Annotated in this window: 29 protein-coding genes and 1 tRNA gene; 21 read left to right on the forward strand and 9 right to left on the reverse strand. The window is 51.1% G+C overall.

Annotated features, from left to right (window positions below; translation table 11 throughout):
• Positions 1-1,470 carry a membrane-bound lytic murein transglycosylase MltF gene (mltF, locus tag E8E00_RS02830; RefSeq protein WP_069590696.1) on the reverse strand — a complete coding sequence of 490 codons (1,470 nt, stop codon included), beginning with the start codon at positions 1,468-1,470 and terminating at the stop codon, positions 1-3.
• 363 nt (positions 1,471-1,833) lie between these two features.
• Between mltF and purL the strand changes: the two genes are divergently transcribed.
• Together purL and glnB are read left to right on the forward strand one after the other, a co-directional pair.
• A complete protein-coding gene (purL, locus tag E8E00_RS02835) occupies positions 1,834-5,724 on the forward strand; it encodes a phosphoribosylformylglycinamidine synthase (RefSeq protein WP_096631484.1) in 3,891 nt (1,296 codons plus the stop codon).
• Between the two features lie 148 nt (positions 5,725-5,872).
• On the forward strand, positions 5,873-6,211 hold the full coding sequence (gene glnB / locus E8E00_RS02840) for a nitrogen regulatory protein P-II (RefSeq protein ID WP_069590688.1): 339 nt from the start codon (positions 5,873-5,875) through the stop codon (positions 6,209-6,211).
• 83 nt (positions 6,212-6,294) lie between these two features.
• On the opposite strand, the gene E8E00_RS02845 is transcribed toward glnB, so the two are convergent.
• A complete protein-coding gene (locus E8E00_RS02845; protein WP_069590690.1) occupies positions 6,295-6,912 on the reverse strand; it encodes a YitT family protein in 618 nt (205 codons plus the stop codon).
• Positions 6,913-7,430: 518 nt separating this feature from the next.
• On the opposite strand from E8E00_RS02845, the gene glyA reads away from it, so the two are divergent.
• From glyA to E8E00_RS02890, 9 genes are all read left to right on the forward strand, one after another.
• A complete protein-coding gene (gene glyA, locus E8E00_RS02850) occupies positions 7,431-8,681 on the forward strand; it encodes a serine hydroxymethyltransferase (protein WP_069590692.1) in 1,251 nt (416 codons plus the stop codon).
• Positions 8,682-8,864: 183 nt separating this feature from the next.
• Complete coding sequence (gene nrdR / locus E8E00_RS02855) at positions 8,865-9,314, forward strand: transcriptional regulator NrdR (RefSeq protein WP_069589271.1); 450 nt, start codon at positions 8,865-8,867, stop codon at positions 9,312-9,314.
• Entirely contained in the window at positions 9,311-10,444 is a 1,134-nt protein-coding gene (ribD, locus tag E8E00_RS02860; protein ID WP_096629635.1) for a bifunctional diaminohydroxyphosphoribosylaminopyrimidine deaminase/5-amino-6-(5-phosphoribosylamino)uracil reductase RibD, read from the forward strand. Before nrdR ends, ribD begins: the two co-directional genes overlap by 4 nt.
• A gap of 2 nt (positions 10,445-10,446) precedes the next feature.
• On the forward strand, positions 10,447-11,109 hold the full coding sequence (locus E8E00_RS02865; RefSeq protein WP_069589274.1) for a riboflavin synthase: 663 nt from the start codon (positions 10,447-10,449) through the stop codon (positions 11,107-11,109).
• Between the two features lie 10 nt (positions 11,110-11,119).
• Entirely contained in the window at positions 11,120-12,229 is a 1,110-nt protein-coding gene (gene ribBA, locus E8E00_RS02870; RefSeq protein WP_069589276.1) for a bifunctional 3,4-dihydroxy-2-butanone-4-phosphate synthase/GTP cyclohydrolase II, read from the forward strand.
• Positions 12,230-12,352: 123 nt separating this feature from the next.
• The gene (gene ribE / locus E8E00_RS02875; RefSeq protein ID WP_069589277.1) at positions 12,353-12,823 is read left to right on the forward strand and encodes a 6,7-dimethyl-8-ribityllumazine synthase; all 471 of its coding nucleotides are present in this window, start codon (positions 12,353-12,355) and stop codon (positions 12,821-12,823) included.
• Between the two features lie 12 nt (positions 12,824-12,835).
• Entirely contained in the window at positions 12,836-13,285 is a 450-nt protein-coding gene (nusB, locus tag E8E00_RS02880; protein ID WP_069589278.1) for a transcription antitermination factor NusB, read from the forward strand.
• Positions 13,286-13,352: 67 nt separating this feature from the next.
• Entirely contained in the window at positions 13,353-14,342 is a 990-nt protein-coding gene (gene thiL / locus E8E00_RS02885) for a thiamine-phosphate kinase (protein ID WP_096629632.1), read from the forward strand.
• Positions 14,329-14,811, forward strand: a complete 483-nt coding sequence (locus tag E8E00_RS02890) for a phosphatidylglycerophosphatase A (protein WP_069589281.1) — start codon at positions 14,329-14,331, stop codon at positions 14,809-14,811. The genes thiL and E8E00_RS02890 overlap by 14 nt, the downstream gene beginning before the upstream one ends.
• A gap of 74 nt (positions 14,812-14,885) precedes the next feature.
• Here E8E00_RS02890 and E8E00_RS02895 read toward each other — a convergent pair whose 3' ends face one another.
• The 3 genes from E8E00_RS02895 to E8E00_RS02905 all read right to left on the reverse strand — a co-directional run bounded on the left by E8E00_RS02895 (position 14,886) and on the right by E8E00_RS02905 (position 16,782).
• Positions 14,886-15,329, reverse strand: a complete 444-nt coding sequence (locus E8E00_RS02895; RefSeq protein WP_069589283.1) for a DoxX family protein — start codon at positions 15,327-15,329, stop codon at positions 14,886-14,888.
• Positions 15,330-15,520: 191 nt separating this feature from the next.
• Positions 15,521-15,596, reverse strand: a tRNA-Arg gene (locus E8E00_RS02900).
• Positions 15,597-15,648: 52 nt separating this feature from the next.
• Positions 15,649-16,782 (reverse strand): flagella assembly protein FlgT, encoded by a 1,134-nt coding sequence (locus E8E00_RS02905; protein ID WP_168174048.1) that lies wholly within the window; start codon positions 16,780-16,782, stop codon positions 15,649-15,651.
• A 212-nt stretch (positions 16,783-16,994) separates the two neighbouring features.
• Between E8E00_RS02905 and E8E00_RS02910 the strand changes: the two genes are divergently transcribed.
• Complete coding sequence (locus E8E00_RS02910; protein ID WP_069589286.1) at positions 16,995-17,630, forward strand: FlgO family outer membrane protein; 636 nt, start codon at positions 16,995-16,997, stop codon at positions 17,628-17,630.
• Between the two features lie 17 nt (positions 17,631-17,647).
• The gene (locus E8E00_RS02915; RefSeq protein WP_096629626.1) at positions 17,648-18,082 is read left to right on the forward strand and encodes an LPP20 family lipoprotein; all 435 of its coding nucleotides are present in this window, start codon (positions 17,648-17,650) and stop codon (positions 18,080-18,082) included.
• 212 nt (positions 18,083-18,294) lie between these two features.
• On the opposite strand, the gene E8E00_RS02920 is transcribed toward E8E00_RS02915, so the two are convergent.
• The 3 genes from E8E00_RS02920 to flgA all read right to left on the reverse strand — a co-directional run bounded on the left by E8E00_RS02920 (position 18,295) and on the right by flgA (position 19,851).
• Positions 18,295-18,729 (reverse strand): flagella synthesis protein FlgN, encoded by a 435-nt coding sequence (locus E8E00_RS02920; RefSeq protein ID WP_077455530.1) that lies wholly within the window; start codon positions 18,727-18,729, stop codon positions 18,295-18,297.
• Positions 18,730-18,745: 16 nt separating this feature from the next.
• Positions 18,746-19,069 (reverse strand): flagellar biosynthesis anti-sigma factor FlgM, encoded by a 324-nt coding sequence (flgM, locus tag E8E00_RS02925; protein ID WP_069589288.1) that lies wholly within the window; start codon positions 19,067-19,069, stop codon positions 18,746-18,748.
• An 89-nt stretch (positions 19,070-19,158) separates the two neighbouring features.
• Positions 19,159-19,851: a flagellar basal body P-ring formation chaperone FlgA gene (flgA, locus tag E8E00_RS02930; protein WP_096629623.1), complete on the reverse strand. Its 693-nt coding sequence runs from the start codon at positions 19,849-19,851 to the stop codon at positions 19,159-19,161.
• Between the two features lie 124 nt (positions 19,852-19,975).
• Between flgA and E8E00_RS02935 the strand changes: the two genes are divergently transcribed.
• The gene (locus E8E00_RS02935; RefSeq protein ID WP_096629620.1) at positions 19,976-20,899 is read left to right on the forward strand and encodes a chemotaxis protein CheV; all 924 of its coding nucleotides are present in this window, start codon (positions 19,976-19,978) and stop codon (positions 20,897-20,899) included.
• A 26-nt stretch (positions 20,900-20,925) separates the two neighbouring features.
• Positions 20,926-21,753, forward strand: coding sequence for a protein-glutamate O-methyltransferase CheR (locus E8E00_RS02940; protein WP_069589292.1), 828 nt, complete (start codon positions 20,926-20,928; stop codon positions 21,751-21,753).
• On the opposite strand, the gene E8E00_RS02945 is transcribed toward E8E00_RS02940, so the two are convergent.
• Positions 21,746-21,952 carry a hypothetical protein gene (locus tag E8E00_RS02945; RefSeq protein WP_096629618.1) on the reverse strand — a complete coding sequence of 69 codons (207 nt, stop codon included), beginning with the start codon at positions 21,950-21,952 and terminating at the stop codon, positions 21,746-21,748. The two genes, E8E00_RS02940 and E8E00_RS02945, sit on opposite strands and share 8 nt — an antisense overlap.
• Between E8E00_RS02945 and flgB the strand changes: the two genes are divergently transcribed.
• The 6 genes from flgB (at position 21,951) to flgG (ending at position 26,593) form a co-directional block, all read left to right on the forward strand.
• Positions 21,951-22,346: a flagellar basal body rod protein FlgB gene (gene flgB, locus E8E00_RS02950; RefSeq protein WP_077455526.1), complete on the forward strand. Its 396-nt coding sequence runs from the start codon at positions 21,951-21,953 to the stop codon at positions 22,344-22,346. The genes E8E00_RS02945 and flgB overlap by 2 nt on opposite strands.
• A gap of 3 nt (positions 22,347-22,349) precedes the next feature.
• Positions 22,350-22,766, forward strand: a complete 417-nt coding sequence (gene flgC / locus E8E00_RS02955; RefSeq protein WP_069589296.1) for a flagellar basal body rod protein FlgC — start codon at positions 22,350-22,352, stop codon at positions 22,764-22,766.
• Positions 22,767-22,780: 14 nt separating this feature from the next.
• Positions 22,781-23,524, forward strand: coding sequence for a flagellar hook assembly protein FlgD (locus E8E00_RS02960; RefSeq protein WP_069589298.1), 744 nt, complete (start codon positions 22,781-22,783; stop codon positions 23,522-23,524).
• A gap of 24 nt (positions 23,525-23,548) precedes the next feature.
• Positions 23,549-24,862, forward strand: a complete 1,314-nt coding sequence (gene flgE, locus E8E00_RS02965; RefSeq protein WP_069589299.1) for a flagellar hook protein FlgE — start codon at positions 23,549-23,551, stop codon at positions 24,860-24,862.
• A 170-nt stretch (positions 24,863-25,032) separates the two neighbouring features.
• On the forward strand, positions 25,033-25,782 hold the full coding sequence (gene flgF / locus E8E00_RS02970) for a flagellar basal-body rod protein FlgF (RefSeq protein ID WP_096629615.1): 750 nt from the start codon (positions 25,033-25,035) through the stop codon (positions 25,780-25,782).
• Between the two features lie 22 nt (positions 25,783-25,804).
• Positions 25,805-26,593: a flagellar basal-body rod protein FlgG gene (gene flgG / locus E8E00_RS02975; RefSeq protein ID WP_069589302.1), complete on the forward strand. Its 789-nt coding sequence runs from the start codon at positions 25,805-25,807 to the stop codon at positions 26,591-26,593.

A 26,593-nucleotide genomic window follows, 5' to 3' on the forward strand; every position in this document is an offset into this window, starting at 1 on the left:
TCATTGCTGTTGCTGGTTAGCGTCGCTTTGTGGTGACGTTTCGTCAGTGTCTGTGACGGTTTCAGACTCTTGCTCAGGCGCTGGCGCGACAATGGTTTGTAGGCCGCCTAAGTCTTCAACCTGCTCATTGTCGAGCGCTTCAATATGCGCTTTTTCATAGCCTAGAATACTTTGATAATAACGGCGGATATTTTCGACGTAGCTTAACGCCTCGTATCCACGCGCATAGCCGTAGCGTGTTTGGGTATAGTATTGGCGCTTGGCAAGCATGGGCAGACGCTTTTTCACATCACTCCACGAGTTAGGGTTGGCCCCTTGTGCCTCCGTGAGGCGGCGTGCATCCATCATGTGGCCAAAACCGATATTGTACGAGGCAAGCGCAAACCAAATACGTTCATGCGGGTTCACGCTATCCGGTACGCGTTCCAATACCCGTTGCAGATAAAGGGCGCCGCCTTTAATGCTCTGCTCGGGATCAAGTCGGTTGCGTACGCCGACAGATTTTGCGGTCGGTAAGGTCAGCATCATCATGCCGCGCACACCAGTCGGTGAAATAGCGCGCGGGTTCCAATGTGATTCCTGATAAGACAGGGCGGCGAGTAAACGCCAGTCAAATTCATTGGCGTATTTTTTAAATAGCGGCTCCCACTTGGGCAGTTTGCTCTCAATCGCGCGCAAAAAGGCGCGGGTATCGACGTAATCAAACTGATCCACGTGACCAAAGTATTTCTCTTCCAAAATCGCCAGTTCGCCGCTTTGAGCAAGGTCACCAAAAAATTCCACCATCAGGGCGTAAACGCTGCTATCGCCTTGCTTTTTCATAAACCAAGCGACTGGCTCGTCTTCGCTCAGTTCCATCGCGACGGTGATATCAGGGTGGGTGCGTTGGATCAGCGCAATGTCGACGGAGTCGGCAATGGTAAAGTCGATGTCACCATTCGCGACTTGTTTGAGGAGTTCGTCGTCATCGGCATCTTGGACGACTTGCCAAGACAGTGCAGGATGGGCTTGTTTCAGTGATTGCAATGTTAAGTCATGACTGGAGCCTTCAACCACTGCCATTACAGCATCATCTCGGTTGAAATCATCGACATCACGCGGTCGCCAGTGGCCATTTTTATACACGACTTGTTGGCTAACAAAATAGTACGCAGGACCGGGGCGAAAGGCGTCAAGGCGTTGCGGTGTGATGGTCAGGCCCGCGGCAATAATGTCAACATCGCCGCGCTCAAGGGCGGGAAAGAGCCCGGAGAGCGTGTAGGTAGGCGTCATTTCCAATTTTACGCCCAGCTTATCGGCAAAGCGCTTGGCTAAATCATAATCTAGGCCGGTTGGACCATTAGGACCGATGTAATAAGAAAGCTGATTATTGAGTGTGCCCACTCTTAGCACGCCGCGATCGCGGATTTTTTCGAGAGTCGTACGGTCATCAAAATGCCAATCACAGCCCGCCAAAGGCAGGGTTAGCAGCACAAGGGCCACGCAGGCAATCCAAGATGGCAGAGTAAATCGACGCTGTCTCAAAGGCTGTTGCTCTTGTTGCGGGCCGGCGTGAAGACACAGGCCGTGATCAATGGACCCTCCATTCTACGTGAATAGGCGTCCGACCGATAGAGGGGAAATTTTTTGCGCAAACGGTTGCGTCAGGTGTGTTGCCCGCGAGGATTTTCCCCTATAATGGCCGCCGCTTGCTTAAAAGGCCAGCAAAAAATGGGCGTAAACCTGCAGACAGCAAAGGCTGCCAGTGTGAGTTGTGATACCCAAGTTTACATGCCAGCGCGTGTTAATTTGGGTATACCCCTTTCACTAACTGCTAACGAGAGACGTACGCACATGGATATTTTGCGTGGTTCCCCCGCACTGTCTGAGTTTCGTGTCAATAAACTGCTGGCTAGCTGTCATGCGCATCAGTTGCCAGTCACGGCACTGTATGCTGAGTTTATTCACTTCGCTGATTTGCATCACCCCTTGGATAGCGCGAGTCGCGAAAAGCTCGAAAAGTTGCTGACTTACGGGCCCACTTTACCGCCGCATGCGCCTGAAGGGACGCTGTTTCTCGTTACGCCTCGTCCCGGCACCTTGTCGCCGTGGTCATCCAAAGCAACCGATATTGCCCATAACTGTGGCTTGGACGCGGTGAAACGCTTAGAGCGCGGTACGGCGTACTATATTCAGTTATCTGCTCCTTTGACCAGTGAGCAACACGCAACCTTAACGGGATTGTTGCACGATCGGATGATGGAAGCTGTGTTCAGTGAGCTTGAGGCCGCCGCGGTGCTATTCGAGCAAGCGGAACCTGCGCCGATGCATAGCGTAGACATTCTCTCAGGTGGCCGCGCCGCCTTAGTCGAGGCCAACCAAGCCTTAGGGTTGGCACTGGCAGAAGATGAAATTGACTATCTGGTCGAGAACTTCACCCAGCTGGGGCGTAATCCTAACGACATCGAACTGATGATGTTTGCGCAAGCCAACTCTGAGCATTGCCGACATAAAATTTTCAACGCCGACTGGACCATTGATGGTGAAAAACAGCCTAAGTCGCTGTTTAAAATGATCAAAAACACCTATGAGAAAACCCCAGATAACGTGCTGTCGGCGTATAAAGACAACGCAGCCGTGATGATGGGCTCAAGCGTTGGGCGCTTTTTCCCCAGCCCTGACAGCCACACTTATCAATATCACCATGAGCCGGCTCATATTTTGATGAAGGTGGAAACCCACAACCATCCTACCGCGATTTCACCGTGGCCAGGCGCGGCAACAGGCTCTGGCGGTGAGATTCGTGATGAGGGGGCAACCGGTGTCGGAGGCAAACCCAAAGCAGGATTGGTCGGTTTTTCCGTCTCTAACCTCAAAATTCCGGGCTTTGTTCAGCCGTGGGAGCGCGATTATGGTAAGCCTGAGCGCATTGCCACTGCGCTCGATATTATGCTGGAAGGCCCGCTAGGCGGCGCGGCGTTTAACAACGAATTTGGCCGGCCTAACTTGCTGGGTTATTTCCGCACCTATGAGCAATTGGTGACCTCGCATGCCGGTGAGGAAGTGCGTGGCTATCACAAACCCATCATGATCGCCGGTGGTATGGGTAACATCCGTGACGGCCATGTGCAAAAAGGCGAGATTGACGTGGGCGCCAAACTGATTGTGTTAGGTGGTCCGGCGATGAACATCGGCCTTGGCGGCGGTGCGGCATCGTCGATGGCGTCAGGCCAGTCAGCGGAAGACTTAGACTTTGCCTCGGTACAGCGTGAGAATCCAGAAATGGAGCGTCGCTGCCAAGAGGTGATCGATCGTTGCTGGCAGCTTGGCGACGATAATCCGATTGCCTTTATCCACGATGTGGGCGCAGGTGGCCTGTCCAATGCGATGCCTGAGCTGGTCGATGATGGCGGCCGCGGTGGACGCTTTAACTTGCGTGACATTCCTAATGATGAGCCGGGAATGAGTCCGCTTGCCATTTGGTGTAACGAGTCACAAGAGCGTTATGTCTTGGCGGTTAAACCGGAAAATATGGCGCTTTTCGAAGCCTTATGCGAGCGTGAACGGGCGCCGTACGCGGTGATTGGTGAGGCCACCGATGCGCGTCATCTGTCGCTTGAAGACAGCCACTTCAACAATACCCCTATCGACATGCCGATGGATATCTTGCTGGGTAAAGCGCCCAAAATGCACCGGGATGTGATGCGTCAGCAAGTGACAGGTACCGCGCTTAACACCCAAGGCATTGAGCTAGCGGAAGCCTGTGAGCGTGTTTTACGCTTGCCGGCGGTGGCGGAGAAAACCTTCTTGATCACCATCGGTGACCGTTCGGTGACCGGACTGGTTGCGCGTGACCAAATGGTCGGCCCTTGGCAGGTACCGGTCGCTAACTGTGCGGTCACGGCGGCCAGTTATGACAGTTATCACGGCGAGGCGATGGCGATGGGTGAGCGTACCCCAGCTGCCTTGCTCGACTTTGCTGCTTCTGCCCGTATGGCGGTCGGCGAAGCACTTACCAATATCGCCTGTGCCGATATTGGTAGCCTGACTAACATTAAACTGTCTGCGAACTGGATGTCCGCGGCAGGTCATCCGGGCGAAGACGCCGGGTTGTACGAAGCGGTTAAAGCCGTTGGCGAGGAGCTGTGTCCTGAGCTGTCACTGACCATTCCGGTGGGTAAAGACTCGATGTCGATGAAAACCCAGTGGCAGCAAGACGGTGAAAACAAAACCGTCACCGCGCCGATGTCGCTGATTATCACCGCCTTTGGCCGCGTGGAAGATGTGCGTCGTACCGTGACCCCACAACTGCGTACCGATAAAGGTGACAGCCACTTGATCGCGATCGATCTCGGTGAGGGCGCGCAGCGTCTGGGCGCAACCGCGTTGGCTCAGGTTTACCACCAATTGGGCGATAAGCCTGCCGATGTCACCAGCAGCGCCCGCCTAAAAGGCTTTTTCAATGCGATGCAAACCTTGGTAGCAGAGCAAAAGTTACTGGCGTATCACGATCGAGCTGATGGCGGACTGTTCGTCACCTTGGCGGAAATGGCGTTTGCCGGTCACACCGGTATTGACGTGGATATCGCCCGTTTAGGCGACGATGCCTTGTCGGTACTGTTTAACGAAGAACTGGGCGCGGTGATCCAAGTGGCGGCGCAAGATCTCGAGCGTGTTAATGCGGTGTTGGATGAACATCAATTAACCGCATGCAGCCACCTGATTGGCGGCTTAAACGATAGCGATGAGATTATCTTGCGTCATGGTGAGGCGCCTATCTATCAAGCCAGTCGCCAGCACTTACGTCAGATTTGGGCTGAAACCACCTATCAGATGCAAGCGCGTCGCGATAATCCGGACTGTGCCCGCCAAGAGTTTGACGCTAAACAGGCTATCGATCCTGGGTTGCACGCCAGTCTGAGCTTTGATGTGCACCAAGATATTGCTGCGCCATATATCGCTACCGGTCAACAACCGACGATGGCTATTTTGCGTGAGCAAGGCGTGAACTCGCATGTGGAAATGGCTGCCGCCTTCGATCGCGCTGGCTTTAACGCTGTGGATGTTCATATGAGTGACATTCTCTCAGGACGCGTCAGTTTGGACGGTTTCCAAGGGCTGGTGGCCTGTGGCGGTTTCTCTTACGGTGACGTGTTAGGCGCTGGTGAAGGTTGGGCGAAATCAATTCTGTTTAACAGCCGCGCACGCGATCAATTCAGCGACTTCTTTACGCGTGAAGATACCTTGGCACTTGGCGTGTGTAATGGCTGCCAGATGCTATCGAACCTGCATGAGCTGATCCCAGGTGCCGCACACTGGCCACGATTTGTTCGTAACGAGTCGGAGCGCTTTGAAGCACGCTTTAGCATGGTGGAAGTGCAATCAAGCCCCTCCGCCTTCTTTGCTGGGATGGCGGGTTCACGGATGCCCATTGCGGTATCGCATGGTGAAGGACGTGTTGAGGTGCGTGATGCAGAGCATCTAGCGGCTATTGAGGCGTCAGGTACGGTGGCGTTGCGTTACACCGATAATCACGGCCAGCCAACACAAGCGTATCCTGCCAACCCGAATGGCTCACCAAATGGCATTACCGCGCTGACCACTGAGTCGGGCCGCGTCACCATTATGATGCCGCACCCTGAGCGGGTATTCCGTACGGTTGCTAACTCTTGGCACCCTGATGATTGGGGCGAAGACAGTGCGTGGATGCGCATGTTCCGCAACGCGCGGGTCACACTGGGATAAGCCTTATACCAATCAAAGCCGCCAATCTATGGCGGCTTTTTAGTGATAAGCGTGAATCGATGGATGATTTTTTATCCGGCTGCGATACAATTTCAGCTAAACAACTGATCCATCAGGACCGGCTGCGGCCAACGAGAAGGATAACGGAATGAAAAAAATTGAAGCCATCATCAAGCCATTTAAACTCGATGACGTACGCGAAGCACTTGCCGACGTGGGCATCACGGGGATGACTGTCTCAGAAGTAAAAGGTTTTGGTCGTCAGAAAGGTCATACTGAGCTTTACCGAGGCGCTGAATACATGGTGGACTTTCTGCCTAAGGTCAAGCTGGAAGTCGTGGTCGCGAATGATGTCGCAGAACAGTGTGTTGAAACCATCATTGATACCGCACAAACCGGTAAAATTGGTGATGGTAAAATCTTTGTCTTCGATGTTGAACGCGTGGTGCGTATCCGTACCGGTGAAGAAGACGAAGAAGCGATTTAATATCGCGAGTTGGACGAATACGGTAAGCAACAAAAAGCCAAGCGTGATGCTTGGCTTTGTTGTTTGTGTGGCGTGGTGATTGGCTACGCACCAGGGTTGGCCGGATGCGCTTGATAACGACCCGGCTTATGATTCATCGCCAAGACTAAGTTGAGCACAATCGCGCCAACCACCGACCACATCAAGAGATTGAGGTCGATGAGGAAGAAAGATAACGCCAAGATGGTACAGTCGATACCCATTTGCAGTTTTCCTGCCGAGATCCCAAACTTGTCCTGACAATAAAGCACCAGTACGTTAAAACCGCCTAAGCTGGCATTGTGTCGGAAAATCATCAACATGCCGACGCCCATCAGCAAGCCACCAATGACCGCACAATAGGCGGGGGCCAACCAAGTGATTTGAAAAAAGTAGGCGATATGGTCGGCCATCACGGACACCGCGCCACCGGCGAGTAAGCTACGCACAGCAAAGCGCGGGCTCATACGAAACCAAGCCATCAAATAAAACGGACAGTTACACAGAAAGTACAGGGTGCCGAAGGACAGGTCAGTAAATTGGCTGACTAACAAAGCAAGGCCAGTCGTCCCGCCGGTTAACAGTCCGGCCTGTTGCAAGAAAAACACCCCTTGTGCGACGAGAAACGCCCCAGAGGCAATGGCGATCACATCTTCTTTTAAGCTGTGTTGATATCGGCTCACACGGCTTCTCCCTACATAAACAGCAACAAAAAGTCCGCCAAAACCCAACTGGGGCGGCGGTTAAATAAGGTTAATGGGAATTGCGGGCGCGGATTTTATCGCCAAATGAGAGTAATAAAAAGTCAGCCAAGTAAATCACTGGCTGATAGGATGTCAGCAATTTGATACTCGCGTGTAAATTGTTTACAGCGCACAATCTGCATTTCTGTATGGCGGACTAATCTGGCACAACCGACGTATAAAAAAAACGGCCGATTGACACTACCTGTTGCAGTGGTTTTTTTGTAGAATGACGAACGCAGTAATGGCGGTAGCGTAAACGTTTGCGTCGGGCTTTTAAAACGCCGACTTTTCCGCCTATTTGCCTTGGTTTAGTCACTTTAAATGTGTAAGGCGACTAACCCAAGGTGTGGTGCACTATGCCATATCAAAACCATTCGAGCTATCGGGCCAACTTGGGTACGGGTAGCATTCGCTTTAAGGGTAATAGCCCGCCACCATTGAGTCAGGAGAGACAAATGCTAAAGCGTGACATGAAAATTGCGGATTACGATCCGGCACTGTTCGCAGCCATTGAAGAAGAAACGGCTCGTCAGGAAGAACACATTGAGCTGATTGCGTCAGAAAACTATACCAGCCCACGCGTCATGGAAGCGCAAGGCTCTCAACTGACCAACAAATATGCCGAAGGCTACCCCGGCAAGCGTTATTACGGCGGCTGTGAGCATGTCGATAAAGTGGAAGCTCTTGCGATTGAGCGTGCGTGTGAATTGTTTGGTTGTGAATATGCCAACGTGCAACCTCACTCTGGCTCACAAGCTAACAGTGCTGTGTATATGGCGCTGCTAAACCCAGGCGATAAGGTTTTGGGCATGAGCTTGGCGCATGGTGGCCACTTAACGCACGGCTCTCCGGTCAACTTTTCAGGCAAACACTATGAAGTGGTTGCGTACGGCATTGATGAAGCGGGTAAGATTGATTACGAGCAAATGGAACAGCTCGCGCTGGAACATAAGCCGAAAATGATCATTGGTGGTTTCTCTGCCTATTCGCAAGTGGTGGATTGGAAGCGTATGCGTGAAATCGCCGACAAAGTGGGCGCTTGGTTCATGGTGGACATGGCACACGTTGCTGGTTTGATTGCAGCAGGCGTGTATCCAGATCCATTGCCGCATGCACACGTGGTTACCACCACCACCCATAAAACCCTAGCAGGGCCGCGCGGCGGTTTGATCCTGTCTAATGCGGGTGAAGACCTCTACAAAAAGCTCAACTCTGCGGTGTTCCCAGGTGGCCAAGGTGGCCCACTGATGCACGTGATTGCGGGTAAAGCTGTCGCGTTTAAAGAGGCGATGGAACCTGAGTTTAAAGCCTATCAAGCGCGCGTGATTGATAACGCGCGTGCAATGGTGAAGGGGTTCCAAGCACGCGGTTATAACATCGTGTCAGGGTCAACCGACAACCACTTGTTCTTGGTTGATTTGATTGACAAAGACATCACTGGTAAAGAAGCGGATGCTGCGCTCGGTGCCGCGAATATCACAGTGAACAAAAACAGTGTGCCGAACGATCCACGTAGCCCGTTTGTCACCTCAGGCATTCGTGTGGGGACGCCAGCGATTACACGCCGTGGCTTTACCGAGCAAGACGCTGAACAGCTCGCGCATTGGATGTGTGATGTGTTAGATAACATCAACAATGAGCAAGTGATTGCTGAAACTAAAGAAAAAGTTCAGGCCATTTGCCGCCGCCTACCGGTTTATGCGTAACCGGTGAGCGTTGTAAGTGAAACAGCAAAGGCGCCTTCAGGCGCCTTTTTTGTGCTTGGTTAGCCACCGATTCTTAACGAAATCAGCTTTGCGCACAGAATCGTTACAAACTCGCCGTTTGCAGGCTTTTTCATAATCGCAAATCGGTTACACTAACGGGATGATATTGAGGAGGCTAGCCCCATGCACTGTCCATTCTGTGGTGCAACCGACACCAAAGTGATCGATTCTCGACTCGTCGCCGATGGCCATCAAGTTCGTCGTCGTCGCCAGTGTTTGGCGTGCGCAGAACGCTATACCACGTTCGAAACGGCAGAGCTGGTGATGCCACGCATCATCAAAACCAATGGTAATCGTGAGCCTTTTGACGAAGAAAAGCTGCGCGGTGGCATTCAGCGCGCACTGGAAAAACGGCCTGTCAGTGCGGACGATATTGAAAAAGCGATCAACAGCATTAAATCACGCCTTCGCGCGACCGGTGAGCGAGAGATTAGCTCAGCCTCGGTTGGTAACTTAGTGATGGAAGCACTCAAAGAGCTCGATAAAGTGGCGTATATCCGTTTTGCCTCTGTCTATCACAGCTTTGAAGATATTCGTGAGTTCGGTGAAGAAATTGCACGGCTGCAAAAATGAGTAACAACCAACGCGATAACACCATGATGGCGCGCGCACTCGCGCTTGCCGCTCAAGGGCGCTTTACCACGACCCCGAATCCCAATGTGGGCTGTGTGATTGCGCATGGTGACGACATTGTTGGTGAAGGGTTTCATCTTGCTCCCGGCGGGCCACATGCCGAGGTACACGCTTTAAAGGCGGCGGGGGAACGTGCACAAGGGGCGACAGCTTATGTCACCTTAGAGCCTTGCTCTCACTATGGTCGCACGCCACCGTGTTGCGATGCCTTAATTGCCGCTAACGTCAGTCGCGTAGTGTGTGCCATGCAAGATCCCAATCCTCAAGTGGCAGGGAGAGGCATTGCGCGCTTACAAGAAGCAGGTATTGAGGTGGTCGTCGGTGTGATGGCGGAGCAGGCCAAGGCACTAAACCCCGGCTTCATTAAGCGAATGCTCACCCAAATGCCGTATGTACAGCTTAAGCTGGCAGGGAGCCTCGATGGCCGGACCGCCTTAGCCAATGGCCAAAGTAAATGGATCACCGGTGAGCCCGCACGCGCCGATGTGCAAGCGTTTCGTGCTCAAGCTAGTGCCATTTTATCGACCAGCGCCACGGTATTGGCCGATAACCCCAGCCTCAATGTACGCCAAAGCCAACTTCCTCGAGCCACACTTGATGCTTATCCGCAATCGACTGTGCGCCAACCGACACGTGTTGTGCTAGATAGAGATAATAAAACTTCACCGGATGCAACCGTCTATCAGATTGACGGCGATGTGATCCGTATTGTTGATTCACCGAGTAATCATGCGTGGCCGGATAACGTGCAAGAATGGGTAATGCCCGATGCGTCACTCACCGCTATCCTTCGCGCATTGGCGGAACATGACATTGACAAAGTGTGGGTCGAAGCGGGCGCAAGGCTAGCGGGTCAGCTTCTCACTGAATCGTTAGTCGATGAACTGATTGTTTACCAAGCCCCTGTCCTGTTAGGAGGCGACAGTCGCCCCTTAGTTGCTTTAGATGGGATGCAACGGATGGACGATGCACCGCGCTTTCACTTTAATCACGTGACGAGGATCGGTGACGATGTTCGCTTAACCGCCATGCTCTCTGAGCATGCCGTGATCACGCAAGAGTACGAATAACGATGTTTACTGGAATTATCGAAGCGGTAGGCCGAGTAGAACGCCTGACTCGCCGCGGGCAAGACATGACGTTGACTATCGACAGTGGTGAGCTTGATCTCTGTGATGTCAAACTGGGTGACAGTATCGCCACCAATGGGGTGTGCTTGACCGTGGTAGCATTGAGCGCAACGGGCTATAGCGCAGATGTGTCATCTGAAACCCTTGCGCGTTCATCACTGGGGCACTTGTCGGTCGGAGACAAGGTCAATCTTGAAAAGGCGATGCTACCCACCACGCGATTTGGCGGCCACATGGTGGCAGGCCATGTTGATGGTCTCGGTGAAGTGACATCGGTGAACCAAACCGGCCGCGCGTGGGAATACTGGATTAGATTACCGTCTGAGCTCGCCAAATATGTGGCATTGAAAGGCTCGATCACGGTAGATGGGATTAGCCTGACGGTGAACGATGTCAATGGCAGTGCATTTAAGCTCACCATTGTGCCGCATACTGCTGAACAAACCACGATTCAAACGTTTGCCCCTGGGCGCAAAGTGAACATCGAAGTTGATGTGATCGCCCGTTATCTTGAGCGATTAATGCTCGGTGACAAGGCGGCTGAACCCACACAATCAACGGGAGTCAGCCTTGATACGCTGGCCCGTTCCGGCTTTTTGAAATAAGGAATCCAAGATGGCAATAAGTAGTGCCCAAGAAATCATTGACGATATCCGCCAAGGTAAAATGGTGGTATTGATGGATGACGAAGATCGCGAAAATGAAGGCGATTTGATCATTGCGGCCGAAGCGATCACGCCAGAAGCTATCAATTTCATGGCCACCCATGGTCGGGGCTTGATTTGCTTAACGCTGACCCAACAGCGCTGTCAGCAGCTTGGATTACCTTTGATGGTGTCTGACAATAATGCGCAATTTTCCACTGCTTTCACGGTGTCGATTGAAGCGGCGGAAGGGGTGACCACCGGCATTTCTGCGGCCGATCGTGCACGTACCGTACAAGCTGCGGTCGCGCCTAATGCGAAAGCTGCCGATTTAGTTCAGCCGGGCCATGTGTTCCCCTTAATGGCACAAGAGGGCGGTGTTCTGACCCGTGCTGGCCACACCGAGGCAGGCTGTGATCTGGCCCGCTTAGGAGGCTTTAGTCCTGCGTCCGTGATTGTCGAAATCCTCAACGAAGATGGCACCATGGCGCGTCGCCCTGATTTGGAAGTGTTTTGTGAAAAGCACGGTATCAAGCTGGGCACCATTGCAGATTTGATTGAATACCGAAACCTTAACGAAACCACCATTGAGCGTGTCGCCTCTTGTAAGTTGCCCACCGAATTTGGTGAGTTTGATTTGGTCACCTACCGTGACACCATTGATAACCAAATCCACTATGCGATGTGTAAAGGCGAAGTGACCGCTGATCCGACCTTGGTTCGCGTGCACTTGCAAGATACCTTTACCGATGTGCTTCAATCTGACCGAACGGCTGAACGTAGCTGGAGCCTAACCCGTGCGATGCAACGGATAAGTCATGACGGTGGTGTGTTGGTGATTTTGGGGAAAGAAGAAACCAGCGATGCCATTATCAATAAGGTGAAAGCATTTGAAGCGCAAGATAAAGGCGAGCAGCCAGCTAGCGCCAAATGGCAAGGCACGTCACGCCGTGTTGGGATTGGCTCGCAAATCTTGGCAGACCTTGGCGTTAAGCAAATGCGTTTGCTTTCGTCATCAACGAAACGCTATCACGCACTATCAGGCTTTGGGTTGAACGTGGTGGAATACGTCACCGAATAAAGTAACAAGCAAGGCCGCGCGATGTGCGACAGGGTTGGCTGGCACGGAACATGGTGCCATTCGCTAAAAATGTGTTAGAATCGCGCGGTTTCTCATTCCGGAAAGCAAGTCACAGGAAGGCTCATGAACGTAATCGAAGGTGCATTTGCCGCGCCCAACGCGCAGGTTGCTATTGTTATCTCTCGCTTTAATAGCTTTATCAACGAGAGTTTACTATCAGGTGCGATCGACGCACTGAAGCGCCAAGGCCAAGTCAGCGAAGATAATATTACCGTGGTCCGCTGTCCCGGTGCCTACGAGTTGCCTTTGGTGACCCAGAAACTAGCCAAAAGCGGTCGCTACGATGCGATTGTGGCGCTAGGTTCGGTGATCCGCGGTGGCACGCCCCACTTTGACTATGTGGCCGGAGAATGTAATAAAGGGTTAGCACAGGTTGCACTGGAGTTTGAAACCCCAGTCGCCTTTGGCGTGCTGACTGTTGACACCATTGAGCAAGCCATCGAACGCGCAGGTACCAAGGCTGGTAATAAAGGGGCAGAGGCTGCACTGAGCGCGCTTGAAATGGTCAATGTCCTGTCCCAGATTGAATCCTAAACGGGGGTTAGAGTGAAACCAGCCGCACGACGTAATGCACGCCAATTTGCATTGCAAGCCATCTATTCATGGCAACTGGCGCAAGGCAATATCGCAGATATTGAGGCACAATTCCTTGCAGCCGAAAAGTACGAAGAAGACGACCACAAAGACGCAGAGCCACTTCTGCGTGAGCCTGAAACCGATGTGGAATATTTCCGCAATCTGTTTAGCGGCGTGGTACTGAGTCATCAAGAGCTAGACAGCAAAATGCGTCCTTACTTGTCACGTCCATTGCAAGACTTGGACGACATGGAGCACGCTCTGCTGCGTTTGGCGATGTACGAATTGGTGAAACGTGAAGATGTGCCGTATAAAGTCGTGATTAATGAAGCGGTGGAACTGGCGAAGCGTTTTGGCGCCGAAGACAGCCACAAGTTTGTGAATGGTGTGCTTGATAAAGCGGCCCCACGACTTCGTTAATTACCTCCCTTTCAAGGCCAGCCCCGCTGGCCTTTTTATTTTTAGATGTAATACCACGAAAGCCATTATGACGCGCAACGAATTTGATCTGATTCGCGATTATTTCGCTCGTCAGCCAGTGAGCCGCCGCGATGTGGCGCTAGGCATTGGTGACGACTGTGCCATTACCCAAGTCCCCGAGGGCTGTCAGCTCGCCATCACCACAGATACCATGGTAGAAGGTACCCACTTTCTTGCTACAGCCAGTGCTTCCGATATCGCGCATAAAGCGTTGGCATCGAATTTAAGCGATTTAGCAGCCATGGGAGCGATGCCTGCTTGGTGCTCGTTGGCACTAACGTTACCTGAACCAGATGAAGCGTGGGTGGCGGGATTTTGCCAAGGTTTCTCTGCGCTTGCTGAATATTTTCAAGTCCAGCTGATTGGCGGTGACACCACGCGTGGACCCAAAAGTATTACCATGACCTTGCATGGTCATGTCCCTCATGGACAGGCATTATCGCGCGATGGTGCGAAGCCTGGGGATTGGTTATATGTCACCGGTACGTTGGGGGACAGTCAAGCAGGACTGAACTATGTCCTTGGTAAGCCAGTGACCGATGAGGCACGGGCGGCCACATTGATTAATCGGCATTATCGCGCGCAGCCTCGCGTAGCAGCAGGCCAAGCTTTACGCGGTATCGCCTCGGCGGCGATTGATATTTCCGATGGGCTGGTGGCTGATATTCAGCATATTCTCAAAGCCAGTGGTGTGGGGGCATCCATTGATGTGACCCAACTGCCGCTGTCGGAGGCGTTACTGGCGGATGTGGACAGCCGTGAAACCGCGCAAAAGCTTGCCTTAACCAGTGGTGAAGAATATGAATTGTGCTTTACCGTCCCGGAAATGTATCGCGGGACGTTAGAGACAACACTGAAACACACTGGGGTCACCGCCTCTTGTATTGGTCAAATTAATGGCAGTCAGTCTTTACAATTGATGGCCGATGGTAATCCCTTAGACTGGACGCTATCAGGATGGGATCACTTTAAGGAGTTGGACAGTGACAGATCCTAAGCAGCGTTTATCGCTTAAAAACCCGTTGCATTTGCTGGCCGTTGGGCTGGGGAGCGGGCTCTCTCCGGTGGTGCCGGGGACGGTTGGTACCTTGTTTGCGGTGCCTTTTTATTGGCTACTTGCTACCTACACAGCGCCAGTCGGTTTATGGATAGCTATTCTTGTCGGTAGCCTTGCAGGGATTGTGATTTGCGGTCGTACCTCTGCGGATATGAAAGTGCATGATCACGGCGCGATTGTGTGGGATGAATTTGTTGGCTTTTGGATCACCATGGCATTGGTGCCAAGCACCGACTGGCAGATTATCTTGGCGGGCTTCGTGATGTTTCGACTCTTCGATATGATTAAGCCGTGGCCTATCAGTTGGTTGGACAAGCATGTTCATGGTGGGCTGGGGATCATGCTCGATGATATCCTTGCCGGCGTGATGGCCATGTTGAGCCTTTGGGCGTGGGTGACTTACGTTTAATCAACCAACCTTTGGCCACGAAAAATGCCGCGTTGAACACGCGGCATTTTTGTATCTTGGGTCAGTCGCAGCGGTTAGCGCATTGTCTGGCTGAGCTTTTTATCGACAGAGAGATTGCCAGCCCCACTGAACAGCAATGAGACGGCGGCAGCCAGTAATGCCAATCCAAACTCATACCCGTTGTTGCTTAGAAACAGGCCGTTATCCCAGTGCACGGTAACAATCGCGACCAGCATGGTGATTGCAGTGACAGCCGCAGCAGGGCGCGTCAATAGACCAATCAACAGCAGCATACCGCCAAAAAACTCCGCACTACCTGCCATCAACGCCATTAGTACACCAGGCTCAAGGCCAATCGATGCCATCCATTGCCCCGTTCCTTCAAGGCCATAGCCGCCAAACCAACCAAACAGTTTTTGCGCGCCATGAGCGATCAAAATCACCCCGACAGGAAGGCGCAAAGCTAAGGGGGCAAAGCTTGATTGAGTGGAAAGCAGAGTGTGTAAACGTTGACGCATAGAGCACCTCTTCGAAAAATTTGATAGATATTGACGTTACTCGCCGGATTGAGAGCAATGATAAAGGTGAGGTATCGAAATAATAAGTAGCGGAGATTGATGGATATGTTCGGATATTTTGAACAAACACCAAATGAAATGAGGTAAAGAACAGTAAGTAGCAACTAAATCAGGAAGTGATGATGGTTTACTGGCGCTCCCACAGGGACTCGAACCCCGATCGGTCGCTTAGGAGGCGACTGCTCTATCCTGTTGAGCTATGGGAGCGCGAGCAGCCATTATACGTAAAAACAGGCGCGATTTAAGCGCCTGTTTAAATTTAGTTTACTCCTTTGGTGACAATATCACCGATCTGAATGCTGCCTATCAAGCTGTCGGGTTGGATAACCGCTTCGGCACTGCTTTCATAAACACGCGCAACGGTTAATGTCATTCCGCTTTTACGGCGCTGCGTGCGCACAATTCCTAAATCATCAGTGAAAGAAGCGAGATGCCACAGTTGTAACTGATCACCCTGTTTCACCCCATTGATTCGTCCAACGTTGATTTGTGCGATATTGTCTTTTAGCGCCACAATTTTGGGTTTGCTGGCGCGGCAGGATAGGGCCGACTCTAAATCCAGCAAGATGTTACGACTCATGCGTCGTGCCATTTGCCCGTAAGGCGATTGCCAAAAACGCGCGGTTTGAGTATCCACTTGGCTATGGCGCTCAAAAGGCCATTTGGCAACATCACGATAGCGGCGCTGGAAAATGACTTCACCGCTTTCAGCGTCCATTGCTTGTACATTGACCGCCAATTGCCGATTGTCTTGCGAGCGGCCGAAGCTGCCACTGTCTGTGGTCGCAGAGAGATCGGTAATGGCTCCAGTCACGACAAATTGTGCATCTTTATCTTCCGCCAGCATCGCGACAGCTTGCGGGGCGTTCGGCGAAACATCGACATTCGCAATACCACGGGCAACAAAGCTTTGTCCGTGTTGAGTGACTTCTCGACTAAGCAGCACAGAAAAATCATCACCAAATTGGTAAATTCCTCCTAAGGCCGCTTGCTGAGGCGACACAATCGGAAAGCGTGTCATCACCATTCCTTTCTTATACTGTGTCTTGTGGCAAGCATTTGCCGATGGATAGATATCCACCCGCACATTGACCACATAATTGCCACCTTGAGTGCCTTCTTCCAGAATTAAGATCTCGCGGACTTCACTACCATTGAACTGGTAACCGGGCTTAACGGAGGTAAAAAATCGTTTGATTTGCTGCAAACTGCCTACATCGGCGCCGGAGAACTGCATGGCATCGAACGTGGCGGCTTCTAACGCGCGGACGCGTGCCGCTTGCTCGCTTTCAAGGATGGGCGAGCTGGCAGACACTTCATACCAAGCTGCCTGTGTGAGCGGCGTGATAAACAGAGAAAAAAGCAGGCCGAATCGCGCCAAACGGGTTTTCATAGTCAAGTTCTCACTTAGTAGGTATGGAAATTGCTTCGTTAACATAACAGGTAGGGTGGCAACCCTAACAAGAGCATGACGCATGAGAGATTGATGCAAGTTGTGTTCCGGAACACAAGGACGACAATTCAAGGTAAAGGTTTGTGGTCCTTGTCCGATACTCTAAGAAGACACTTGTCTCACATCGATGACTGATCGCGGAGCATGATACGATGAAAAAGTGGATAGTGGCGGTATTAGCGCTGTTGACAGCAGGCTGTGCATATACGCCTATTTACAACGGGAAAGAGCCCTACTCGGGGAGTGAGTTCTTCCTCAAGCAGCGTCCTCGCCACACGCTGGACTATTTTTTAAATAGCATGGCCGACGAATTGCTGGCGACAAACGCTTACTTAACCGCACGTACCCCGTTGGCGGTCACGTCGTTTGTAGACTTGCAAGACATGTCTGAAACGAACTGGTTAGGCAATACAGTGACCGAAGGATTGATCTATCAGATGCAAAGCCGTGGCTTTACCGTCATAGACTTCAAATCGACCGGCGCTATTCGTGTCACCGAAGAAGGGGACTTTGCCATCAGCCGTGATTGGAAAGAGTTAAACCCCGAGCAGCAAATTGATTATATATTGACAGGCACCATGCTACGACAAGGTGGAGGTGTACTGGTCAATGCGCGTATTATTGGCATGGAGTCGCGTGTTGTGGTCGCTTCTGCGCAAGGGTTTTTACCCGCAGACCGTATTGGTCGAGATATTGACACGCTTTATAAAGTGCGCATGCGTGATGGCGTCATTATTCGTGATGATCAAAACCGCATCAAGCGTGAAACAGTCGTTCTTAAGCCTTAACCAAGACAGGATGATTCATGAGAATAAAACATGGACTTTGCCTTTTAGCCCTGATGGCTTTAACCGCGTGTCAGCCTCTGACCAAGATGAAAGAGGAGAATGTTATTTCTGCGGTTGGTATGGCTTCAATCAGTGCTCAACAAGGGGCCACGCAAGAAGAGCGTGAAACACGTGCAATGCGAGCGTCAAAAGTCGAGGCATATAAAGAGCTCAGTGAGCAGGTGTATGGGCTTCGAGTCAGTGGTCGTATGCGTGTGGAGGATCAAAGTCTTGGCCGTGATAGCACACAAGGCGCTGTCGACGGTATTATCCGCGGTGCCGAAGTGGTGGCAAGCTATAAAGTCGGTGACAGCTACGTGACCGAATTGGAGCTGGATTTAGACTTGATGCAAAAAATGAAGCGTTATGGCGAGTCGCAAAACATCCCCCGTAACGAAAACATTATCTTTTAATCCACCTTTTCTCCGCGCAATCAGCGAGCCAGACGGCTCGCTTTTTTATTAACTGTTATTGGTCAGCTAAGCCGCGTTGTTTTACAGATCGAGTTGTATCATTGGGAGGGGGCACGCGCAGTGGGCATACGCGCTACGACCAATTTCAAGCGGTTAAGTAAGGAGACGTCAGTGCGCAGTGTCAGGTGGCTCGGCGTATACTAAAGCGCGAGCTACGCTTTTACATTTGTGCCAAGGGTTTTCCGGCCTGACGCATTGCCGTCATGGTCATAAGTCAGCTCTGACTTGCCGCCGCTTTCTTGGAACAAATTACGTAACCGATGGATGCTTAAACTTGCACGTTGTAGCGCCATCCCATTGGTCTCGTTTTGTTGCTTACAGGCTTGAATGTGCTGTTGGATGGTGTTGACGTATTCAACGCATTGCGGGTCGCCTTGAAGCTTTTCTCGCTCAGGGTGCTGTGCGAGTTGGCTATCAGCACGCTGTATTTCATTCACCAAGATTTGCTTTTGTTTGGCGGTGGCTTCGATGTCTTCCGACACTCGGCTGGCAATGGTTTTGGCTTCTTGCTCGAGCAGCGTTTTTAGCGACTGAACTCGCTCTAGCTGCTGCTCGAGAAGGACGGACAGGGGCGCATTTTGACTCATAAACTATCCCGCCAGATTAACTGTCGTTCAAATCGTTCTCAAAGCGCATCATATTGGCAGCGAGTTTGTCAGCATCGACTTTATACGAACCATTGGCAATGGCTTGTTTAATTTCAGCGACTTTCGCACTGTCAAAATACGGCTCGGAGGCCATTTGCTGATTCATTTTTCCGATCTCTCGGCTTTGATGGCTCAGCGACACTGCATCATCTTGACTGGTCGTGCGTTGCTGTTCACGCACGGCGCTCCCTTGCGCCTCTTGTGTCTTATTCTGGTTCCCGCTATTGCGGGTTGTGGTCAGCGGTTGCTGGTTACCACGTAGTTGATCAATACTCGCCATAAACGTCGCCTTACTGTCAGTCGCTTTTGAGTCCGTTGCTCAGCGTATCGGCATTCCTTTTGCTAACTTTAGCATTTGGGCGTAAAAAATTAGAAATTTACCGTCACTTCGCCCACCGCCGAGATTGTAGCATCGACAATCCGATTGGATTTATCGTTCTTGACTTTTATTTGCTCTCCTAGAGCACCGTCACTTAATGCCGTACCTTTTGCAACAATATTGAGTCCGTTTCCACGTGCAGTGATAACAACGTCATCATTTCGACACACGGCACACACATCGTTACTGCTGATGGGCTGACCAATCCCGACCGTTCTCTTTACTTTCGAGCCTATTAGGCGCGCTGGACTGGTGTAGGTTTGGCCACGTTGAAACCGACTGTCAACCATTTGAATGGTCATATCACTCGCTGCAAGAGGCATGCCACGATCTAACGGGCGCTTGGCAACGACCAGTGGGATCATTAAGCGAATTTGGACTGGGATATACACCTGCCAGTCATCTTGAGGACACGAGACCATGACCGTTACCGAGGTATTCATACGTTGTCGCCCTGGCACTTCGGTATCCAATGGCAGCGGGCAATCGGTCAGGCGTAATCTCGAGTCAAGGTTGCCGGCTGTGATGTCGAGCTCACCGTTTTTGGGCACCGAAATGATAGACTCGACATGTCGTTCTGCCGCTTCTCTGACCGCATCCATTTGACTTACCGTCGCAGCGGCTATACTTACGCTAAAGCTTGCTAATAAGCTGACGATAAATAAACGTAATATCTGATACATAGATCCAAACCATTGATGACGACCAAAGAAGAAATTTTCCCTTCTTTCTCGAGAGTAGTGCAATAACCCACTACTATTATCATGCTACTCTACATAAAAAACGGGGCAACATGGAGTTTATCTTATGACAGGTGGTGTTCTTGATTCGGTCAACCAGCGCACGCAGCTGGTAGGACAAAACCGGTTAGAGCTGTTGACTTTCCGCCTGATGAGAAACCAACGCTTTGGCATTAACGTCTTTAAAGTAAAGGAAGTTCTTCAGTGCCCTAAGTTAACCGCGATGGCAAATTTACATCCCTTAGTGAAAGGGGTCGCGCACATTCGTGGTCAAACAGTCTCTGTCATTGATATGAGCCTAGCAACTGGCGGGCCAGCTATTCCGGATCCCGAAAATCGTTTCGTGATCATTTCTGAGTTTAACCGTTCGATGCAGGGCTTTTTAGTTGGGTCGGTCGAGCGTATCGTGAACATGAATTGGGAAAAAATCCTCCCACCGCCTCAAGGCACAGGCCGTTCTCACTACTTGACCGCTGTCACTGAGATTGACAATGAGCTGGTGGAAGTACTGGATGTTGAAAAAATCCTGAATGAAATTGCACCCGTGAATGAGGAAATCAGTGAGGAGGTGCTTTCTAAGCGTAAAGAACGTGAGGAAAGCGCTCCGAGCCAAGTACTGGTCGCGGATGATTCGAGCGTGGCGCGTCGCCAAGTGAAGCGCGCTGTAGAAAGTGTCGGTTATGATGTTATCTTGGTACAAGATGGCAAAGAGGCACTGGATAAACTGAAAGAAATGGCAGCAGAAGGCAATATATATAGCCAGCTGGCATTGGTGATTTCAGATATTGAGATGCCGGAAATGGACGGTTACACCCTCACCACTGAAATCCGAAAAGATGCGAGCTTAAAAGATCTTCATGTAGTATTGCATTCATCTTTAAGTGGGGTATTTAACGAGGCCATGGTGCAGCGCGTGGGCGCCAACTCGTTTATCGCGAAATTCGACCCTGATGAATTGGGCTCTGCCGTCATCGAAGCGGTTAAGTCGTAACCCAAACAGAGTGATTGAGTTGATTAATGACAAATGTAGCAATCAGTGACCAAGAATATCGAGACTTCTGCAAGCATCTCGAATCGAAATGCGGCATCGTGCTTGGGGATAGCAAACAATACCTAGTACGAAGCCGACTTAGCCCATTGGTCAATAAGTTTGGTTTGGCGTCACTCTCTGAATTGGTGAAATCGGTGATTACGGGCCGAAATCGAGAGCTGGCAGTGGCAGCAATCGATGCGATGACCACCAATGAAACCCTGTGGTTTCGTGACACCTACCCGTTTGAAGTGTTGGCCCATCGTCTACTTCCTGAATTAGGCAAAGCCCGCAAACCGATCAAAATTTGGTCGGCGGCGAGCTCATCCGGGCAAGAGCCGTATTCTATTGCCATGACAGTGGCTGAAACGCAGCAACGTAAGCCGGGTATGCTAGGCAGTGTGAGCATTACTGCTACCGATATATCAACGTCGATGTTGGAGGCTTGCCGTCAGGGAATTTACGATAATCTTGCCCTAGGGCGCGGACTCTCACCTGAGCGTCGTCGTACCTTCTTTGAAGATGTCGGTGATGGCAAGATGCGGGTGAAAGAGAATATTAAGCGCATGGTGACATTCCGCCCGCAGAACCTGATGGAAAGCTATAGCTTATTGGGTAAGTTCGACATTATTTTTTGTCGTAACGTCTTGATTTACTTTTCGCCAGACATGAAGGCTCAGGTCTTAAATCAGATGGCGGGAGCGCTTAACCCGGGCGGACACTTAATTCTTGGGGCGTCTGAGTCGCTGACTGGGCTCACTGATAAATTTGAGATGATCCGGTGTAACCCCGGTATTATTTACAAACTCAAGTAATCCTTTTCAAAAGCGGCATCTTTCTTGCCGCTTTTTCTTTTCTGTTTGCCTCTTCTTTAGTGACTATTGCCGCCGTCTCATCCAGATAATCCCGCGGCTTGGTTTCTATCTCATTGAAAACATAGTGTTTAGATTGGGTATTAAAAATTGGCATCAAGATTGCTTTGATGTAATGAGAAGAGTTTTGGAGGTTGCCCATGGCGATTACATTTGACAATGCATTAGGCGTACACCAGCACACTGTCGGCGTACGCGCTACACGGGCAGAGACGCTGTCTAGCAACATTGCTAATGCCAATACGCCAGGCTACAAAGCACAAGATATCGACTTTAAACGTGCTTTGCAGGCGGCAACCTCAGGGGCAAGTATTGGCCTAAGCCGCACTAATGAGCGGCACATTGCTGCCACCACCCACGTGGCGGGCGAGAAGAAGTACCGCGTGCCTACGCAACCTGATACTGGGGATGGCAACACGGTTGATGCTCAGCTCGAAAAGAACTTGTTTATGCAGAATGCATTGGAATACCAAGCCTCACTGGATTTTCTTGGCTCAAAGTTCAAGAACATGAAAAAGGCATTGAAAGGGGAATAACCGATGAGCTTGTTTAATATCTTTAACGTATCTGGTTCGGCGATGAGCGCAGAGTCAGTGCGGTTGAACACCACATCAAGCAACCTAGCCAATGCCAATTCGGTAAGCAGTTCTGCGCAGGAAACCTACCGTGCACGGCATCCGATTTTTGCTGCAGAGCTTAATCGCTTCAAGCAGCAAAGCGGTGAGAGTGTGCCGGTGCATATTAAAGGTATCGTTGAGAGCCAAAAGCCTTTACGTGCCGAATATAACCCTGACCACCCGATGGCGAATGAAGAGGGTTATATTTTTAAACCCAACGTCAACGTGATGGAAGAAATGGCGAATATGATCTCCGCGTCGCGCGCCTACCAAACTAACGTGCAGGTTGCCGATGCGAGTAAACAAATGCTGATGCGTACGCTTCAGATGGGTCAGTAATGTAGGAGGCGATAATGGCCGGAATCGACGGTACAGGTTCGACTAGCGGACTGTCCTACATTGACCAGCTCAAGGCGCAGCAGGAGAAAAAACTGCAAGAGAGCCAGGAGAAAGTCACCGGACAGACTGAGCTCAAGCAGGAAGACTTTCTCTCACTGCTCACCAAGCAGCTGTCACAACAGGATCCGTTCAAGCCTGTCGACAATGACAAAATGATCTCCCAGATGGCGTCATTCGCGACGGTAGAAGGGATCGGCAAGATGAACAATCAATTTGATGCGTTCAATGAGTCGATTACTTCAAACCAAGCACTACAAGCGTCATCTTTGGTTGGCCGAGACGTACTGGTTCCTGGCTCGATGGGCGTCAAGCCTGAAGCGGGCGGAATCGCGGGCATGGTAAAACTGCCTCGCGCGCTCGATAACGTGAGTGTTCGAGTGGAGAACGAACAAGGCCAGCTATTGCGAACCTTCAGTATGGGACCGAAGCCACCCGGCGATCACCGGGTTGAGTGGGACGGCAACGATGACAACGGCAATCCGATGCCGGAAGGTCGCTATCGATTGAAAGTCAGCGGCATGGTTGATGGCAAAACTCAAGAGTTTGATTTATCAACCTATGCCAATGTGAACAGTGTCTTGCTGGGGAATGGCGACGGCAACGTGATGTTAAATCTTGCCGGCTTCTCCTCACCGTTCAAGCTCGCTGAAGTGCTAGAAGTCGGTAATGCCGACGTCGGTAATGTGACGAAAGGCTAACCGATTTATTAGGAGTGGAAAGCAATGGGTTTTAATATTGCGTTAAGTGGCCTTGGTGCGGCCCAGAAAGACATGAATACCACCAGTAACAACATTGCGAACGCCAATACCTATGGCTTTAAAGAGTCGCGTGCTGAGTTCGGGGATGTGTATTCAACGTCGATTTTTTCGAACTCGAAAACCACCAATGGTACGGGTGTGCAAACCTCAGTCGTTGCGCAGCAGTTCCATGAGGGCTCGAGTATCTACACCAACAACCCGTTGGATTTACGGATCAGTGGTAATGGGTTCTTTGGCGTCTCGAATGATAAGCTTCAAACCAACGACTATCACCTGACGCGTAACGGCGCCTTCCACCTTGATAAAAACAACGACATTATCAACTCGGAAGGCCAATATCTGCTGGGTTATAAAGTAGACCCTGACACGCAGCAAGTGGGATCGTACGAACCCCAAGCGCTGAATGTGCCCGATCAGTTTGGTCAGCCTCGTGCCTCGCAAAACGTTGATATTGGCTTGAACTTACCAGCCGGCGGCGCAGAGAAAGATCCGGCGCAGTTTAATTTTGAAGACCCAGAAACCTACAACAAGCAAACCTCTGCCACTGTGTATGATTCATTGGGTCAGCCTTATAAGCTTTCCACCTATTATGTAAAAGGCAATGATCCCGCCAACCCGAATAGTTGGTCGGTGTACTACACCATGACGGATCCCGAAGGAGAAAAACCGGTTAATATTCAAGGTGGTAACGTCACCAACGCCACAGGACACACGGGGCATACGGTCGATTTTAACTCAGATGGCTCCGTTAACAGCATCAACGGTGGCAACCCAATAGTGACCGATCCGCTCGGCCCTGCGGGAGCGGCGCTAGAGATGAACGGTGCAAATGGTGATCAGCAGTTGACGATTAACTTCGACAACCCAACCCAATATGCCGCACCGTTTGAAATGCGTAAGTTTAGCGACGATGGCGCGACGACCGGCTATTTGACCAAGGTCGATATTGATCCCAAAGGCACCATCATGGCCACCTATAGTAACGGTGAAAACATCGCACTAGGGCGTGTCGCCATGGTTCGTGTGGCCAACCAACAAGGCCTCGCGCAAGTGGGCAACACCCAATGGGATGTGACACAAGACTCTGGCGATCCTATTTTTGGTGAAGCGATGCAAGGTGCGTTTGGCCAAGTAAAAAGCGGAACGATCGAGCAATCGAATATCGATATGACTCAAGAGCTAGTGGACTTGATCACTGCACAGCGTAACTTCCAAGCCAACTCGCGAGCCTTGGAAGTGAGCAACCAGATGCAACAAAACATCTTGCAAATTCGATAGCCGTACTTTCCTTGCCGTCCACCCCTTGGGCGGCAAGGCTTTTCCATTCTCTCCTTCTCTTTAGCGTCCTCTTGGCGCCAAATCTTCATAATTACCTGATAAACATAAAGTTTTAATAATGGCATGCTCTTTGCTGTGTTCTGGTTAGAACGATTGTGGAGGCAACCAATATGGATCGCGCGTTATACCTTGCCATGAGTGGTGCGAAGCAGGACATGCAAGCGATGCAGCTGCGCGCAAATAACTTGGCAAATGTGAGCACAACAGGCTTTCGAGCCGATCTTGAGCAGTCTCGCTCCATGCAAGCGTATGGCGAAGGACTTCCCAGCCGTGTGTTCAACATGACAGAGCGTCCTGGCTATCGTTTTGAGCAAGGCTCAACGATTACCACCGGCCGTAACCTCGATGTTGCCGTACAGGGACAGGGTTGGTTAGCGGTACTCAATAGCCAAGGGCAAGAGGGATATACCCGCGCGGGCCACTTGAAAGTCGACCAGACAGGGCTGCTGCAAAACAGTAACGGCAACCTAATCTTAGGGGAAACCGGCGGTCCGATTTTTATTCCACTCCCGGCAGCAAAAATTGAAGTGGGCAAAGATGGCTCGGTGTCGGTGCTTCCGCAAGGGGCGCCTGCTGATGCGATGGAAGTGGTGGATAGGATTAAATTGGTTCGTCCCGACAATCAAGACTTATTCAAAGACAAAGACGGGGTTTTCAAAGCCAAGCAACCCGGCACTATCTTTCCTGCTGATGCGGGCGTGACGCTACTCACCGGTGCATTAGAAGGCAGCAACGTTAATGCTGTGGGCGAAATGACCGGCTTAATCGACTTGCAGCGTCACTTTGAAATGCAAGTGAAGCTGATGAAAACTGCGGAAAAAATGGACGAGTCGTCTGCATCACTGTTGCAGCTTGGCTAAGTCATCTTAAGAGGAACACACTATGCATCCAGCATTATGGGTCAGTAAAACCGGACTTGATGCGCAACAGACTAACATCTCGACCATCTCGAATAACTTAGCGAACGCATCCACCATTGGCTTTAAAAAGTCGCGTGCCGTGTTTGAAGATTTGTTTTATCAAAACATCAACCAACCGGGTGGCCAGTCTTCGCAGAACACAGAGTTGCCCAGTGGCTTGATGCTAGGCGCGGGTTCTAAAGTGGTTGCCACGCAGCGTGTTCATACCAATGGTAATGTGCAAACCACCAATAATGCGCTTGATATGATGATCCAAGGCGATGGTTTCTTCCAAGTATTGTTGCCGGACGGCAATATCGGTTACCAACGTAATGGTCAGTTCACCCTAAACGATGAAGGCACCATAGTGACATCGGGTTCTGGCTACGTGCTGCAACCTGAAATCACCGTACCGCAAGACGCGGTGCAGATTACGGTGGGTACTGACGGTGAAGTGTCAGCCCGTTTGCGTGGGCAGCAAGAAAACCAAGTGTTGGGTCAGATCACCACGGTCGATTTTATCAACCCAGGTGGGTTGGAGCCGATTGGGCAAAACATTTACTTACCGACAGGGGCCAGTGGCGATCCACAAGAAGGGGTGCCTGGTCTGGATGGCTTCGGTGAAGTGAAGCAGTCGATGCTAGAAACCTCGAACGTGAATGTCACCGAAGAGCTGGTCAACATGATTGAAGCGCAGCGTGTCTACGAGATGAACTCAAAAGTGATTTCGTCTGTTGACCAAATGCTGAGCTATGTGAATCAGCAGTTATAA

Origin of the sequence: Salinivibrio sp. YCSC6 (assembly GCF_004916735.1) — a bacterium.
GTDB lineage: Bacteria > Pseudomonadota > Gammaproteobacteria > Enterobacterales > Vibrionaceae > Salinivibrio > Salinivibrio proteolyticus.

Excerpts from the sequence above, each read along its gene's own strand:
- flgB (WP_077455526.1), top strand. The coding sequence starts at position 21,951 with ATGGCGATTACATTTGACAATGCATTAGGCGTACACCAGCACACTGTC.
- thiL (WP_096629632.1), top strand. The coding sequence starts at position 13,353 with ATGACGCGCAACGAATTTGATCTGATTCGCGATTATTTCGCTCGTCAG.
- ribD (WP_096629635.1), top strand. The coding sequence starts at position 9,311 with ATGAGTAACAACCAACGCGATAACACCATGATGGCGCGCGCACTCGCG.
- flgM (WP_069589288.1), bottom strand. The coding sequence starts at position 19,069 with ATGGCGAGTATTGATCAACTACGTGGTAACCAGCAACCGCTGACCACA.
- E8E00_RS02910 (WP_069589286.1), top strand. The coding sequence starts at position 16,995 with ATGAAAAAGTGGATAGTGGCGGTATTAGCGCTGTTGACAGCAGGCTGT.
- E8E00_RS02940 (WP_069589292.1), top strand. The coding sequence starts at position 20,926 with ATGACAAATGTAGCAATCAGTGACCAAGAATATCGAGACTTCTGCAAG.
- E8E00_RS02905 (WP_168174048.1), bottom strand. The coding sequence starts at position 16,782 with ATGAAAACCCGTTTGGCGCGATTCGGCCTGCTTTTTTCTCTGTTTATC.
- glnB (WP_069590688.1), top strand. The coding sequence starts at position 5,873 with ATGAAAAAAATTGAAGCCATCATCAAGCCATTTAAACTCGATGACGTA.
- purL (WP_096631484.1), top strand. The coding sequence starts at position 1,834 with ATGGATATTTTGCGTGGTTCCCCCGCACTGTCTGAGTTTCGTGTCAAT.
- flgG (WP_069589302.1), top strand. The coding sequence starts at position 25,805 with ATGCATCCAGCATTATGGGTCAGTAAAACCGGACTTGATGCGCAACAG.
- flgC (WP_069589296.1), top strand. The coding sequence starts at position 22,350 with ATGAGCTTGTTTAATATCTTTAACGTATCTGGTTCGGCGATGAGCGCA.
- E8E00_RS02865 (WP_069589274.1), top strand. The coding sequence starts at position 10,447 with ATGTTTACTGGAATTATCGAAGCGGTAGGCCGAGTAGAACGCCTGACT.
- ribBA (WP_069589276.1), top strand. The coding sequence starts at position 11,120 with ATGGCAATAAGTAGTGCCCAAGAAATCATTGACGATATCCGCCAAGGT.
- E8E00_RS02915 (WP_096629626.1), top strand. The coding sequence starts at position 17,648 with ATGAGAATAAAACATGGACTTTGCCTTTTAGCCCTGATGGCTTTAACC.
- E8E00_RS02960 (WP_069589298.1), top strand. The coding sequence starts at position 22,781 with ATGGCCGGAATCGACGGTACAGGTTCGACTAGCGGACTGTCCTACATT.
- E8E00_RS02895 (WP_069589283.1), bottom strand. The coding sequence starts at position 15,329 with ATGCGTCAACGTTTACACACTCTGCTTTCCACTCAATCAAGCTTTGCC.
- E8E00_RS02945 (WP_096629618.1), bottom strand. The coding sequence starts at position 21,952 with ATGGGCAACCTCCAAAACTCTTCTCATTACATCAAAGCAATCTTGATG.
- E8E00_RS02920 (WP_077455530.1), bottom strand. The coding sequence starts at position 18,729 with ATGAGTCAAAATGCGCCCCTGTCCGTCCTTCTCGAGCAGCAGCTAGAG.
- nrdR (WP_069589271.1), top strand. The coding sequence starts at position 8,865 with ATGCACTGTCCATTCTGTGGTGCAACCGACACCAAAGTGATCGATTCT.
- ribE (WP_069589277.1), top strand. The coding sequence starts at position 12,353 with ATGAACGTAATCGAAGGTGCATTTGCCGCGCCCAACGCGCAGGTTGCT.
- flgF (WP_096629615.1), top strand. The coding sequence starts at position 25,033 with ATGGATCGCGCGTTATACCTTGCCATGAGTGGTGCGAAGCAGGACATG.
- flgA (WP_096629623.1), bottom strand. The coding sequence starts at position 19,851 with ATGTATCAGATATTACGTTTATTTATCGTCAGCTTATTAGCAAGCTTT.
- E8E00_RS02935 (WP_096629620.1), top strand. The coding sequence starts at position 19,976 with ATGACAGGTGGTGTTCTTGATTCGGTCAACCAGCGCACGCAGCTGGTA.
- flgE (WP_069589299.1), top strand. The coding sequence starts at position 23,549 with ATGGGTTTTAATATTGCGTTAAGTGGCCTTGGTGCGGCCCAGAAAGAC.
- glyA (WP_069590692.1), top strand. The coding sequence starts at position 7,431 with ATGCTAAAGCGTGACATGAAAATTGCGGATTACGATCCGGCACTGTTC.